The following is a 13,816-nucleotide window of genomic DNA, read 5'->3' as shown; positions in this document are numbered from 1 at the left end:
ACTGCCGGCGAGCGTGTTGACGTTCCAAGCGCCCCAACACGCTCGCATCGACACGGCAGGGCGTAGATGAGAGCGGGGGGCGACATGCCAGAGGAAATCCGGTACTACGACATCCCAGAAGTAGCCAGACTCATCCGAGTCTCAGCCCGCTGGCTGGCTGACGAATGCCGAGCGGGGCGCATCGAGCACGTTTACATCGCTCGCAAGCGCCGGTTCACCGCCGCCCAGGTCGATACGCTCATGGCCGCGAACACGGTAAAGGCTGTGGCAACACCGGAAGAAACTGCACGGACCCGGGCGGAGAAGAATCTGCGCCGGAGGTTGCTCCCCTGAGCCATTCTTGTGCGGGCGGCCGAGCCTGGCCCTTCAGGCTTCAACGGTTATGAATAGGTCGCCGCGCCTATCGTCAGTCGCCGCGTTACTCAGGCTCTGGCGAAGCATGTCGTGACCGTACCCGATGCAACGGAACGAGCGGAACTGGTCCTGCTCCATGCCGGCCTCGATCGCGAAGACGCCTTGCGCTCCATCGCTCGATCCGACCATGGTTCCGTCCTACGGGTCCAATGACCGAGCCGGCGATCGTCGGCCTATCCGCAACTGATCTGCCTCGACCAGTTCCCGGTAGCCGCGGCCGTTGCTCGTGTGCTGCTCAATCGACACGGATAACGCCGGCCGCCGCCAAAGCCGTGCGAGCAATCCGACCGTGCGCGCTGGCCTCGACGCAGATGGATAGCGCTCCGGTCTCCGGTCGGGACCGTCAGGTGGTCGTGGTTAGGTGGACGTCGGATCGGCCGGTGCGGCGGCGTTTGGCGCTATACATCGCCTGGTCCGCTTGGCGGAGGAGCTGGCACGGTGTGCTGTCGGGACCGGATACGAAGATGCCGATGCTGGCGCGGGCGCGGAGTGGGTGGCCGTCGACGATGACCGCTTCGGCGAGTTCGGTGACGATCCGGTCGGCGAGTTCGGCGGCGGTCAGTCGTCTTCGAGTTCGCCCGCGCGGAATCGGCGGAGCACTTCGGCGACCGTGTCGGCGCGGAACTTGCGGTGGGCTCCGACACGCATGACGACGAGGCCGTAGCGTCCGGCGTCTCCCCAGACTCGGACGGTCTGGTCGGTGATGCCCATGACGCGAAGCTGCTCATACGCTTCTCCCAGCCTTAGCCATTGCGGCTCGTCGGCCTGTGTCACGTTGCACCCCTGAGTCGTCACATGAACACGCTGGTGCAGTCATCTTTGCAGGTGGACTTGTCCGGGCTTCCGGGCGTCGACCACGCATCCCGCGCCGTTCTGGCGCAGCTGATCGAGGCGCATGCCGAAACTATGAAAACTATAAAAACTATGAAACCTATGATGGTTGTGCGATAGTGCGTGCATGACGACCATGCACGCCGCGAGGGCGTCCGGCGGACGGCCGATCGACGCCTGGTCTGACTTGGCTACCGCGGGAGCGCCAGCACTCCTGACGGCACCACGGCGGCCGCGGGACGGCTCTCCGCGGACGCCGTCTGCGCGCCCGGCTGCCCGGCCGACTGATATGCGTGACCTGGACGCGGATCTTGCCAACGCGATGCGGGACAGCGTCGTGATGCGCCAGCTGTTCTACGTCGTGGTGCTGATCGTTGCGCTCGCCGGGCAGGTGTCCGGCGCGGTCGAAGCGCTCGGTATTCCGCTGCTGTGGGCAATCCCGGCGGTCGGCGCCCTCGAACTGGGCGGCATCGTCGTGCTCGCCAACGCCGACGTCCGGCGCCGGCTCGGCGAGAATGCGACCGGGTCGCGCATCCTGTCCGTCCTCATCGCGGCCTGGGCGGTCGCGTTCAACTGGATGGCGCACGACAATAAGCTCCTGGCAGGGTTTTTCGCCGGCATGTCGGCGCTGGGCTACCTGGTGTGGCTGATGCACACCGAGAACCAGCGCCGCGACCGGCTGAGGGCCACGGGCGACCTGCCGCCGACCACCCCGGCCTACGAGGTGGTCGGGCACTGGGTTCGCCACCCGTGGCTCACCCTGCGGGCCAAGAACCTGGCCAAGGCCGACACCTCGCTCGGGCTGTACACCTCCATCGCCGCCGCGAAGGCCGAGAAGCGCAAGGAGCAGCGCACGTCGGCGATCGCCAAGGTGCTGCACCGCAAAATCCGCTCCGCGGTCGACCCGACGACGGCCGACATCGCGGTCGCGGTCTATGACCTGGACGAGATCGCGGTGCGGCTGGCCGACGGTGCCGACTATGACGGGCTGACCGCGCTCATCGCGGTCGACCTCGTCCCGTCGCGTCTGGCGCCTACGACACCTTCGGATGATGGGAACTGGCCTTCAGCAGCCGGTCACGAGGCCGGTCCAGGTGAGCCGGGCCGCGGAGGGAGCAGCGGTGCAGGCACGTCCACCAGCAGCGACGCGGAGGATTTGCGCGATGCGTCGGTGCGTACGAAGCGGCAGACACAGGCTGCATCGATGTGGGCGATCGTGCAGGGGCGGCGGGATCATGGTCAGGCGCTACCTTCGGCGGCGGAGCTCGATCGGCTCGTAGGGTCCGTCCGGTACGCCGCCACTGTCGCGGGCAGATGGTTGCAGGCTGGCGCAATCTCCGAGGAGGAGTACCTGACGGTGGTCAAACCGCGTCGGCGGCACACTGTCTCCGCAGCAGCACCGAGCGGCTGATCGCGTGGGCTCGCCACGGCCGTCGGTCGCGGTGTGGGAACCTGCGGGTGGACATCGCCAGCTACTTCGATCAATATCGGGAGTGGAACGGGGGTTCGCATGGAACAGAGGTCAGCACCGCAGCCAGCCGGCCAGACGACGCTGGCCGCGCAGCGGAATGCAACACCTGTGCACCTGGATGCGCGGTGTCCGCGGTGCGGGAGTCTCGATCAGGTCGGGAAGGTCAGTGTCCTGCACGCTGCCAGCACAACCCGGACGACCGTGCGGGTGCCGCAGCAGTCGTTGACCGGCGAGTGGTACATGGCCCGCGGTACGGCCGTTACCCGGACCCATCTCGCCCGGCGGCTCGCGCCGCCGCGGCTGCCCGCCTGGTACCTGCTCCCGGCGGCGGCCGGCGTGCTCCTCGCGCTGATGGCGCTGTGCAGCGTCGCGGCGCTCGTCGACGATCCCGGCCGGCTCACCCCGTCCGCGCTGCTCGGCGTGGTCATGGTGGTGCTGATCCTGACGGGTCTCGTTGTCGGCGCCGTCGTGTTGACCGTCATCGGATGGCAGAAACACCAGACGCAACTGCCCGCCTTCCGTCTCCGGCTCCAACACTGGCAGAGCCAGTTCTACTGCAAGCGATGCGACATGACGTTCGTGCCGGCGACCCGCGGGGCGCCCACACGCTGACGCATACCCGCCCTATCGGGTACAGGGGCGTCTCCGCCCGTGACACCGATGCTGGGCTGTCGCATCCACTGATTCAGGGCACTGCGGCAGATTGACCTCGGCTGCGACACCGCCGCACCACACCGTACAACGTCTCGGCCGTCGCAGCGCTGCAGCAGCTGTCGCCCTGGCGCAGCTCGGCGTCCCGAGCCTATCGCCGCATCCGCCGGCAGCTGCGACGGCGCCTCGCTCGCACGTCGCGGCGGCGGCTCCCTCGAATCCACGGACGACACCGATATGACGCTCGCCGAGCACGCCACGCACACCCGTTGCGTGCGATCCAGGACCGGCGCTGCGACACGCCGCCCGGGCGGTGCGGCAATGTCACACCCGGCGCACCGCAGTCTGAAGCGCTGGATCGCTGAGGCATCGCCGGCACTCGACCGGCTACTCCACAGGCCAGCGGTGTCATCGCTGTACGTTGATCGAATCGACGACTCCAGCGAGCGGTCGCATGGCGCGGCACCAGCGTGACGGTGGCGACCACGTCTGATCAGAGCAAGGTCAGCTTCGCGTGGAGACGGTGCGCTCGGCCTACTTGATCGCCTGCAGATGCGACACCCGCCATGGCGCTGCGGCGCCCATGTCGCAGCGATGCAGCATTGATGTTCTCGGAGATCGCAATGCGTGAGCCAGCCGATGCCGTGTCGCGCCGTCCGGCTCATTGCGCTGCTGCTTCGCAGCCGGTCGCAACGCCGGTGAGGTCGATCGTGCCCGGCTGCGACGGTGTCGCAACGGTCGCCGCACCGCCGCAGCACGTCGCACGCGGCGACATCCCCGCGCCACGACCCCACACGTCCGCACTCCTTCCCACACGTTCCGGCGGCGGGGGTGTTGCAGGCAGGGTCAGATTCGTGCTCATCACAGTGATCACCCCGGCCGCCGGTGCGGCCCGGGGCTGGTGATGTGCCGGTGCTGACCGACACGGGGGAAACATGGACAGCGATGATCGCAGTGCTGCGGCACCGGCGCCGCAAACGTCGCAGACCGCTGCGACGGGCGAGAACGCCGACCGTCATGGAGGCCGAGGCCGGCATCGCCGGAGCCGCAGGCCCGCCTGGTGGCACAACTGGCTGCGGCGGCTGAACCGGCACAGCGGCCGGCACCGCCAATGACCGCCGCCGCCGAACCCGCGAACCCAGGCAGCGACGACGTCGCGGTGCCGCTGGTCGTGGCGGCCTGGCATCTCGCCCGGCGAGCCCGGTCCAACGCCGAACGCGTGGTCCTGGCCGGCTCGGGCCTGACGGTGCCGGACTACCTGGTGCTGCACCTGGTCCATTCGCAACCGCAGGTGCAGGTGCTGGACCTGTGCCGGCAGATCGCGGTCGCGAAGGCAACGTTGAGCGACATCCTGACCAAGCTGTCGCGGCGCGGCCTGATCAGCCGCGAGCGGCCGTCGTCGGACCGGCGGACGGTGGCGCTGTCGTGCACCCCGTCCGGTCGTGACCTGCTCGCCGAGACGGCGGCGGCCATGCAAGCCGCCGACGCCGCGTACGTGCACGCCAACGACGACCTCATCGCGTTGTGCGCCACCCTCGGTGCGCGCATCGCCGAGTTGGGCCCGGCGGCGTGAACGGCCGGCATCCGCCCCCAGGGCCGGTGGCGTCGCTGCTCGCCGCCCGGGATACCCGCCGCGCGACGGCGATCGGCGAGCCGTATGCGACCGACCTGGACCGTGTCGCCGCCGTCGCGTCGATGCTGCGACATGCGCTGCGGGCCGAACAGGACATCGGCCTGGGGCCGACGGTCGGCTGGTTCGCCGACCAGGTCGTCTCGCAGGTCGCCGAGCTGCTGCAGGCGCCTCCGCGGGGATGGCAAGGCGCGGTGTGCGACAGCCTGACCGCTGCGACGATCCGGACGTTGCTGCCGCTGCGGCAGGCCGAACCAGGGTTGGTGCTGTACCGGTCCGCGGCCGGGCACCCCCATGTGGCCGCAGCAGCGCACATCCTTGGCCTGGACACCGTCGCCGTCGCGGCGGACCGACGCGGAGTCCTCAACCCCGCCCAGCTCGCCGCGGAGATCCGGCACCGCCGGCCGTCGGCGGCGACTGTCGTGGCCACCCTCGGCACACCAGCGACCGGCGCCCTGGACGACGTGGCCGCGATCCGGGCCGCGATCGACGCGCTGCCGATCGCGGCGCATCTGCATGTGGACGCACCGCTGGAAGGGTTGGCGCTGGCCGCGCGAGCGGTGCCGCAGACGCCGGTCGGGTTCGCCGCCGGTGCGGACAGCATGGTCGTGGCCGGTGACCAGTTTCTGCCGGTGCCGCTGCCCTGCGCGGTGGCGGTGCGCCGGACCGCCGGCCCAGCCGCAGCGGCATCGCCGACGCCGGCGGTGCCCTCGCCCGCCGACCTGTCCGATGCCGCCGATGCCGTGGGCAGGTACGGCCTGGGGTCAGGGCACGCCGCTGTGCTGCTGTGGCAGGTCCTGCACGAGTACGGCATCGATGGCCTGGTCCGGCGGGCCCGGCGCAGCGACGCGCTCGCCGGCTACACCCTGCGCCGGCTGCGCGAGCTCCCCTGGCCGGGCTGGCGGCATCCGGGGTCGATGACCGTCCTGCTGCAACCACCGTCCGAGCTGCTGCGGCGGCGGTGGTCGCTGCCGGTCGCGGCGGGCTGGGCGCGGATCGTGTGCGTGCCCGGGGTGACCGAGGCCCACATCGACCGGTTCGTCGCCGAACTGCGCCACGAACCGCCGCCCGCACCCGCCGCTGCGAGCGTGTCCGCCGGCCCGATCAGCGAGCCGAACCCGGGCCACGGCGGTCCCGGGGCTGCTGCGGCAACCGACCTTCCCGCGTCACGCACCGCCGGCCTGCGCCAGTCGCGGGCGGCGTGACATCCACCGCTCGACCACCTCTTGGAGTGATCGCATGCACGTGACCCGACGCACCCTGCTCACGGCCGCCGCGGGGGCGGCCGCGCTGATGCCTGCCCACCCGGCGTTGGCCGTGCCGCCACCGCCCGGACCGCCGCTGCCATACACCGGCACCGCACCAGCCGGGGAGGAGCCGTGTTTCCTGCCTGCGACGGTGCAGCTGGAACTGCTGCGACGTCGCAGGATCTCCGCCGTCGAACTGACCCGTGCACACCTGGCCCGGATCCGCCGGATCAACCCGGCGATCAACGCCTTCGTGTATCTGCTGCCGGACGAGCAGGTCTACGCCGCGGCGCGGGAGGCGGACCGCCGGTACCGGGCCCGGACGAACCGGCCCCTGGAAGGACTCCTCCTGGCGGTGAAGGACCTCTTCGACTACGTCAAAGGCGTCCCCAACACGTTCGGGTCCCGGCCGTTCCACCAGCTCGGGTTCACCGCCCCGTTCACATCGATCTACATCCAGCGTCTCATCGACGCCGGCGCGATCGTCGTGGGCAAGACGAACACCGCCGAGCTCGGGCACAAGGGCACCACCGACAACCTCGTGTTCGGGCCGACCCGCACACCGTTCGACCTCGACTACAACGCCGGCGGGTCCAGCGGCGGCGCAGCCGCCGCGGTCGCGGCGTTCCTGGTGCCGCTCGCGCAGGGCTCCGACGCCGGCGGCAGCGTCCGCATCCCCGCCGCGCTGTGCGGCGTCGTGGGCTTGAAGCCGACCCAGGGCTGCATCCCGCAGGACGCGCCGCCATTGCCGCACACCCCGATGCTGACCCCCGGCCCGATCACCCGCACCGTCACCGACACCGCGCTGCTGATGAACGTCATGGGCGGCCCGTCCCCGGTCGACATGTTCTCCCTGCTCGACACCCCGCACAGCTACACCGCCGGACTCTCCGGCCGCCTGCGCGGCGTGAAGGTCGCCTACAGCCCCGACCTAGACCTGTTCCCCGTCGACCCAGCCGTCGCCGCGACCGTCCCGGCCGGTCTCGCCGCGCTGCGCGCCGCGGGGGCGACGGTCACCACCGTGCGCCTCGGTCTGGACCAGATCCAGCTCCACCCGCTGCGGTCCCCGGCCGGGCGGCCGGTCACCCAGAATGACCTTTCCGCGCTATGGGTCATGCTGCAGTCGGCGCTGTACGCCCACGGCCGGGACCTGTTCCTTGTCGAAGGCGCCCCTGTCGACCTGCTTGACCCCGGCGTCATCGACCAACTGTCCCCGGACTTCGTCGACATGATCCGCCGTGGCGAGGAGACCAGCGCGGTCGAATACCAGCATGCTGCGTTCCTCCGCGTCGCCGTCAGCACCTCCCTTGAGCGGACCTTCGCCGGCTACGACCTCATCGCCTGCCCGACCCTGGCCGTCCCGTCCGTATCGAACGGCCCAACCGGGTACACCGTCGGACCGACGTCGATCAACGGGGTCGGCGTCAACCCGCTCATCGGGTGGGCCCTGACGTACCTGACCAACTTCACCGGCCACCCGAGCCTCACCGTCCCGGCCGGCATGGCCGGCCGGTTCCCGATCGGCATGCAGCTAATCGGCCGACGCGGCGCCGACGCCGCGCTGCTCAACGCCGGCTACGCCGTCGAGCGGCACCGCCCCTGGTACACCGACCTGCCCCGACACTGACCAGCGCATCGCCTGCAACCTCGGCGGTAGCTTGGCCGCAACCGATCGCGTTAGCCATCGCCCTTGCGGCTTCAGCGACGATCGTCCGAGGCCGGCGGCCGTGCCGAGGCCGACGGCGAGCGACGTTCTCGTCCCGGCCCGCAGGACGCGTTCCTGGCCGCCGCTGCAGACGACCGGTTCGAGCCGGACGCCGTCGCGCACGTACAACGCGGCGATGCCTTTCGGCGCGTACAGGCCAGCGCATCTGACCGCAGCAGGCAGGCCGCAGTGCTCCACGCTGTCGACTCCGGGTCGTGCGTTCGGACCTCGAGTACCTGTTCCCGTGCGGCACGCAACCGGCTGTGCAGGTCCGACGGGTTTGTCCTCGCCGGCGCCTGTTAGCCTTTTCTGCTGCCGCTCGATTCGAGTGCCACCCGGCCAGTCGGGCGGCGGCACGTAGGTAGCGGCCGGGCACGGTTTCCACCGGAAATCGGCACGAACTACTTTCACATCTGAGGCGTTGAATGCCGGGCAATCCGGCCGCGACTTCGGCGCGGCAGTTCCATGGTCTTTTCGTAGGTATCAACCGCTACCGGTCCAAGTCGGTGCGGCGGCTGGCGTCGGCGGCGCGTGACGCGAAGGCGCTGCACGCCGTCTTCTCCGACAACCTCGGCGACACCAACACCACGTTGCTGGTGGACCGGCACGCCACCCGCGACGCTCTCGTTGCCGCCCTCGTGCAGCTGCAGACCCGCAGCACGCCCGAGGACGTCGTGGTGATCTCCTTCTCTGGGCATGGTAGTACGACCCACGAGCTGGTCACGCACGACGCCGACCCGGACAACCTGCCCTCGACGTCGTTGCCGCTTGAGCAGTTCACGGACCTGGTGAGCGCGATCCCGGCCCGACAGCTGGTCGTGATCCTGGACTGCTGCTTCGCCGGAGGCGCGGGCGCCAAGGTTCTCAACGCCACGCTGGTGCCTCGTGGCGGCGTGACCGGCTTGCCGGAATCCACGGACGCACGGCTGGAGCGGATGGCGGGGACCGGACGGCTGATCCTCGCCGCGGCGACCGGCGAGCAGGAGGCGTGGGAGGACCCGCACCTGGGGCACGGGCTGCTCACCTACCACCTGCTCCGGGCACTGCTGGGCGCAGGTGCCGGGGACGGCGGGCAGGTTCGCCTGTATGACCTGCTGGCGTTCGTGACCCGCGAGGTCAAGGCGAAGGCATCCGGCACGGTCGCCGCCGAGCAGGATCCGAGCCTGCGGGGCCAGATGGACGGGGAGCTGCGGTGGCCGGTCTTCACCGATACCGGGCCGCTCTACTCGGCGCAGTTCCCGTCGTCCGTGCTGGCTCCGGTCACCAGGGACCTCGCGAGCCTACGCGGTCACGGCATCCCGCAGGTTGTGCTGGATGCCTGGGCGGCGCGCATCGACGAGCTCAATGATCTTCAGGTCGACACGATCAATCAAGGAAGGCTGCTCGCCGGGGCGAACGTCCTAGTGACGGCCCCTACGTCCTCCGGCAAGACCATGATCGGGGAACTCGCCGCCGTCCGCGCCGCCCGACTGGGCGGGCGGTCGGTGTTCCTGCTGCCGACCCGCGCGCTGGTCAACGAACAGTACGCGAGGTTCTCGCGCACATACGGGCCGGCAGGGTTGCAGACCATCCGGGCCACCGGCGAAACCGCCGACGACGTGCCGGCCCTACTGCAGGGGCAGTTCGACCTAGCCGTGCTGACCTACGAGAAGTTCGCCGGCCTGGCCCTGGGTAACCCGCACCTGCTCAAGCTGATCTCCGTCGTCGTCATCGACGAGGTCCAGACGATCGTCGACCCTAACCGTGGCGCCTACCTCGAGTTCCTCCTCACCGTGCTCAAGGCGCGCCGGCCCGAAGGGGTCGCACCGCAGGTCGTCGCGCTGTCCGCCGTGCTCGGCGACCTCGGCGGTCTCGACAGCTGGCTCGACGCGAACGTCATCGCCCGGACCGAACGGCCCGTCCCGCTCCTCGAAGGGGTACTCGGCCCTGATGGGATCTACCGGCACGTCGACGCCGACGGCGAGGAAGCATCCGAGCAGCTCATCACACCGACCGGATGGACGCAGCGCAACCAAGACCTGATCATTCCGCTCGTTCGCAAACTGGTGGGTGAGGGCCAGCAGGTCATCATCTTCCGGAGTACTCGGGGACTGACCCGCGGCTGCGCTCGGTATCTGGCGCAGAGCCTGGGCCTGCCCGAGGCGAAGGCGGCGCTGGATACCTTGGCCGGTGCCGACCTCAGTGCCGTGCTGGCTGACCTGCGCCAATGCCTCGCCGGCGGGGTCGCCTTCCACATCTCCGACCTGGCCCGCGATGAGAAGATCGCCATCGAGGACCAGTTCCGGGACAAGGACAGCGGCATCCGGGTGCTGGTGTGCACCACGACGCTGGCCCAGGGCGTCAACCTGCCCGCCGAGACCGTGATCATCGTGGAGCTGGACCACCCGACCGGGCCGACGCAGACAGCTCCGTATTCGGTCGCCGAGTACAAGAACATCGCCGGGCGGGCCGGCCGGCTGGGGCTGACCGACGGGGGACGCGCCGTCTTGATCGCTGGCGGGGGCATCGACGGCGACCGCCGGTGGCGCGACTACGTGCTGGGCACGCCCGAGGATCTGCGGTCTCAGCTGCTGGATCCGCAGCAGGATGCCGCGACGTTGTTGTTGCGTGTCGTGGCGGTCGCCTCACGGCGGGAGGGTGTGACGGGCCTGAGCGAGGCCGACGTCATCGCGTACCTGTCCAACAGCTTCGCCGCGCACCAGCAGCGTCTTGCGGGCGCACCGGAACCGCTCCCCGCAGCCACCGTCTCCGCCGTCCTAAGCGATCTTGTGGGTGCCGGGCTGCTGTCGTCCGACCCGTCCGGGATCGAGCTGACCGAGCTCGGGACCTACGTCTCGCAGAGTGGTCTGCGGGTGTCGTCGGCCGCGCGGGTCGCCCGCGCGCTGCGGGCTGTGCACCCGGGCGCGCTGAACCGCGTCACCATCATCGCCGCGGCCCAACTCACTGATGAGGCAGCAACTGCTCGTCCCCCGGTCAACGCAAGAGGATGGCAGAAGGAGCAGGCGACCTACATCGGCGAATTGCAGCGCCACGGTCTCGCCAGCCCCGTGCTCGCGGCTCTGCCCGGTCAGGAGCGCAAGACGGCCGCCGAGCGGGCGAAACGGGCGGTTGCCTGCATGTGGTGGATGGCCGGCGTCCCGATCGGCCGCATTGAGCAGCAGCTCATGGTGCACATGCCGTCGAAGGACGCCGCCGGCGCCGCCCGGGCCTCCGCGGACCGCACGCAAAGCGTCGTCGGCACCGTCATCGATATCGCCCGTTGCCTGCATCCCGACGCACATCTCGACGACCTCGCCCGCCTCCTGCCCGTCCAGCTCGAATTCGGCATCCCGCCCGAGTTGGTGCCGCTGGCCGAGCGTGCCGGTGCCGCGCTCGACCGGACGGCCTACCTGCGGCTCGCCTCACGGTCGCTCACCGATCCGGTCGCGGTCCTCGATGCCGACGATGACGTCCTGCTGGGGTGCCTCAACGGCAGCACCAGCAAGCTCAAGGCGCTGCGGCGGGCCGCTCGCGCCGCGCGTGACGGCGACGACAGCACCGACTTCGCCGACCTGCTGCCGGCCTCGACCGACTAACTCCTCACCGAGAGGGAGAACCTGATGAGCGACGATTCCCCGACCGCGACCGCCGCAGCGGGCGGGGAAGATCACTGGCCGTCGTTCGACATCACGCCTGTGGCATACGAGGAAGCGGTCGCCGCGATCGCCAAGTCGATGAACCTGGACCTGGTCGGCTGGGAGGTCAAACACCTCGACCCGGTCCAAGGGCTGGACGGGACCTACACCATGGACGTCACGGCACGCTTCCAGTTGGCGGGCATGGACTTCCTCATCCTGTTCGAGTGCAAGCGGCACAAGAGCCCGGTCAAACGGTCCGATGTCCAGGTGCTGCTCACCAAACTCCAGTCCATCGGCGCGCAGAAGGGCGTGGTGGTGGCCGCCACCGGATTCCAGAGCGGAGCCCTCGAATTCGCCAAGGCGCACGGCATCGCGTGCGTCCGCCTGGTCGACAACGCCTGGACGTACATCACGCGCCACACCGCAACGACAACACGACCCGTGCTCACCGGCGCGTACTCCGGCTACGCGATGACGCCCGACGACGGGGACTACGACTTCACCCTGCTCACCGGCAGCGCCGACAACACCCGCTCGGCGTTGATCGACCCGGCCTAGGCTTGCGGCAGGGCTGCGAGGCGGTTCAGCAGCACGGACCAGCGGAGCGCCAAACCACGTCAGGCAGCGTCGCGGTGATCCAGACCAGCACGTTGACCCGCCGCTCGCGCCACCATTAGTGCGCCAGCCCCGCAGCCAGTTGGGTCTTGCCGACCCCGCCGAGCGAGCCCGGGCAGGACCTGACCGACGACTCCGTCCCCGTGACCGGTGAGAGCGTCGCTGGCGCAGGCGTGGCATCGACGGCGCGTACGAAGCGCAGCTGCGTCGGGCCGCAGACAGATCCACTCGCCGCTCGCGTGGCGGCCCGGGAAAGATCTTGGGAAAAATCGTGTCCCCCTCAACCGCACCCTCTCAACCCAACTAGACAATGTGCAACGATGCGGCGTCTAGTTGGGTTGAGAGGGTCAGCACCCCTCAAGATCACGGGCCGACAAGGGTGTCCGTCGTCGGCACTATGAGTGTCGGAACGCGTCAACAGGCGCGGAACAACACGAAGGCCCGCCCGCTGGTGGCCCTGAGAAAGCGCCAGCGGACAGGCCTCATGCCGATTGCTTGGGAGAGCGTTACACATGACCGACCTGTTCGCCCAGCCCGGATGGGCGACCGTTCTGGTGGCCGTCGTCCCGACGGCCCTGATCAGCATCTGCGTGGTTGTGGTCGCCCTGGCTGCCCTGGCCGCGCGGCGCCCGGCCACCCGCCGCCACTACCTGGCCGTGATCACGCATCTGACCCGGTACGCCAGCGTCCTCCGGAACCCCAAGTGAGCATCTCGACCAACTCCCCCTCGGCCATGATCGCCCGCGATCGGCGTCTGCACGCCCTCAACGCGCTCGAACAAGCTGTCGGCGGCCGAGACGCCTGGCCGCTGCACGAGGTCGTCACCGACAACCTGCGCCACCTGTGGAAGAACGGCGGCAGAAAAGGCGACGACAATGCCGGACTACAGCCGTCGGCGATCTGGATCCGCAACGGGTTCGTCTGGACCACAGCCGAGGATGCACACAAGCCAGCGCTGCCGCGGCTGATCCAGTCGAAAGGACTGCAGCTGCGCCTCTACCTGCTGATGATTTTCGACGCCCAGTGCCGGCACGAGGCCAAGCACCGGGTGCGCAACGTCCGACCCGTCTCGACTAGCAACGGCTCCTTCAAGTCCTGGGGCGAACTCGTCCTGTCCGCCCCCGACCATAAAGACGAGCGGCCTGCGGCGTGGCAGATCGTCCGGCGGCGGCGCGAGCGCCAGATTAGGGAGGCGATGCTGGCGCTGGAGACCAAGCACCGTCTGCTCGACATTGGTATGACGACCACCGGACGACAGCGCCGCGACTTCGACAAGCCGACGCTGCTTGCCGAGGACAGCAGCCCGGATGCACAGGCCCGGTACACCGTCGCCGAAGAGCAGCGCTTCTCGGTCCCCAGCGAGTTCTTCACGAACCTGTGGATCTTCGCGTTGACTGACACCGAACTGAGCTGTTACCTGGCCTTGCAGTGGGCACGGTCGGCCGTGCCAACGGCCCACAGTGGCAGCTTCTATGTCGTCAGCCGTCAGCGTGAGGCGCACCTGCGACTAAGAGCGACCGGCAATAGGGCGTAAGTCGGTCAGAAGATCAGAGCGGGGCAGCAAGCGGGCACAGGCATCAACGATCATGTGAGTTCTCTACGCTCCGTGATCGACAAGGATGCCCGTGCCCGCGA

The 13,816-nt window shown here is 69.4% G+C and carries 12 protein-coding genes; 10 read left to right on the top strand and 2 right to left on the bottom strand.

The annotated features are described in order from the left end of the window. Positions 1-66 precede the first annotated feature (66 nt). Complete coding sequence (locus tag ABD332_RS60310; protein ID WP_425552425.1) at positions 67-333, top strand: helix-turn-helix domain-containing protein; 267 nt, start codon at positions 67-69, stop codon at positions 331-333. Between the two features lie 424 nt (positions 334-757). Here ABD332_RS60310 and ABD332_RS60305 read toward each other — a convergent pair whose 3' ends face one another. After that, on the bottom strand, positions 758-922 hold the full coding sequence (locus tag ABD332_RS60305) for a diguanylate cyclase domain-containing protein (protein WP_425552430.1): 165 nt from the start codon (positions 920-922) through the stop codon (positions 758-760). A 50-nt stretch (positions 923-972) separates the two neighbouring features. Then, positions 973-1,125 (bottom strand): hypothetical protein, encoded by a 153-nt coding sequence (locus tag ABD332_RS51990; protein ID WP_344513164.1) that lies wholly within the window; start codon positions 1,123-1,125, stop codon positions 973-975. A 409-nt stretch (positions 1,126-1,534) separates the two neighbouring features. On the opposite strand from ABD332_RS51990, the gene ABD332_RS51985 reads away from it, so the two are divergent. From ABD332_RS51985 to ABD332_RS51945, 9 genes are all read left to right on the top strand, one after another. Then, entirely contained in the window at positions 1,535-2,656 is a 1,122-nt protein-coding gene (locus ABD332_RS51985) for a hypothetical protein (RefSeq protein WP_344513162.1), read from the top strand. Positions 2,657-2,917: 261 nt separating this feature from the next. Continuing rightward, a complete protein-coding gene (locus ABD332_RS51980) occupies positions 2,918-3,328 on the top strand; it encodes a hypothetical protein (protein ID WP_344513160.1) in 411 nt (136 codons plus the stop codon). Positions 3,329-4,478: 1,150 nt separating this feature from the next. Next, positions 4,479-4,940 (top strand): MarR family winged helix-turn-helix transcriptional regulator, encoded by a 462-nt coding sequence (locus ABD332_RS51975; RefSeq protein WP_344513158.1) that lies wholly within the window; start codon positions 4,479-4,481, stop codon positions 4,938-4,940. Next, positions 4,937-6,202, top strand: a complete 1,266-nt coding sequence (locus ABD332_RS51970; protein WP_344513156.1) for a pyridoxal-dependent decarboxylase — start codon at positions 4,937-4,939, stop codon at positions 6,200-6,202. The genes ABD332_RS51975 and ABD332_RS51970 overlap by 4 nt, the downstream gene beginning before the upstream one ends. A 34-nt stretch (positions 6,203-6,236) precedes the next feature. Continuing rightward, positions 6,237-7,871, top strand: a complete 1,635-nt coding sequence (locus tag ABD332_RS51965; RefSeq protein WP_344513155.1) for an amidase — start codon at positions 6,237-6,239, stop codon at positions 7,869-7,871. Positions 7,872-8,374: 503 nt separating this feature from the next. Then, a complete protein-coding gene (locus tag ABD332_RS51960) occupies positions 8,375-11,524 on the top strand; it encodes a DEAD/DEAH box helicase (RefSeq protein ID WP_344513153.1) in 3,150 nt (1,049 codons plus the stop codon). Positions 11,525-11,548: 24 nt separating this feature from the next. Then, on the top strand, positions 11,549-12,124 hold the full coding sequence (locus ABD332_RS51955; RefSeq protein WP_344513151.1) for a restriction endonuclease: 576 nt from the start codon (positions 11,549-11,551) through the stop codon (positions 12,122-12,124). A 569-nt stretch (positions 12,125-12,693) separates the two neighbouring features. Further along, a complete protein-coding gene (locus tag ABD332_RS51950; protein WP_344513149.1) occupies positions 12,694-12,888 on the top strand; it encodes a hypothetical protein in 195 nt (64 codons plus the stop codon). Beyond that, positions 12,885-13,715: a hypothetical protein gene (locus ABD332_RS51945; RefSeq protein ID WP_344513147.1), complete on the top strand. Its 831-nt coding sequence runs from the start codon at positions 12,885-12,887 to the stop codon at positions 13,713-13,715. The genes ABD332_RS51950 and ABD332_RS51945 overlap by 4 nt, the downstream gene beginning before the upstream one ends. Positions 13,716-13,816: the final 101 nt, after the last annotated feature.

The organism is Dactylosporangium maewongense (assembly GCF_039531485.1).
Classification (GTDB): Bacteria; Actinomycetota; Actinomycetes; order Mycobacteriales; family Micromonosporaceae; genus Dactylosporangium; species Dactylosporangium maewongense.
This window is presented reverse-complemented; position numbering and strand designations above follow the sequence as displayed.

Coding starts and splice junctions, on each gene's coding strand:
- ABD332_RS51950 (WP_344513149.1), top strand. CDS start 12,694: ATGACCGACCTGTTCGCCCAGCCCGGATGGGCGACCGTTCTGGTGGCC.
- ABD332_RS60310 (WP_425552425.1), top strand. CDS start 67: ATGAGAGCGGGGGGCGACATGCCAGAGGAAATCCGGTACTACGACATC.
- ABD332_RS51955 (WP_344513151.1), top strand. CDS start 11,549: ATGAGCGACGATTCCCCGACCGCGACCGCCGCAGCGGGCGGGGAAGAT.
- ABD332_RS51985 (WP_344513162.1), top strand. CDS start 1,535: ATGCGTGACCTGGACGCGGATCTTGCCAACGCGATGCGGGACAGCGTC.
- ABD332_RS51990 (WP_344513164.1), bottom strand. CDS start 1,125: ATGGGCATCACCGACCAGACCGTCCGAGTCTGGGGAGACGCCGGACGC.
- ABD332_RS51965 (WP_344513155.1), top strand. CDS start 6,237: ATGCACGTGACCCGACGCACCCTGCTCACGGCCGCCGCGGGGGCGGCC.
- ABD332_RS51975 (WP_344513158.1), top strand. CDS start 4,479: ATGACCGCCGCCGCCGAACCCGCGAACCCAGGCAGCGACGACGTCGCG.
- ABD332_RS51960 (WP_344513153.1), top strand. CDS start 8,375: ATGCCGGGCAATCCGGCCGCGACTTCGGCGCGGCAGTTCCATGGTCTT.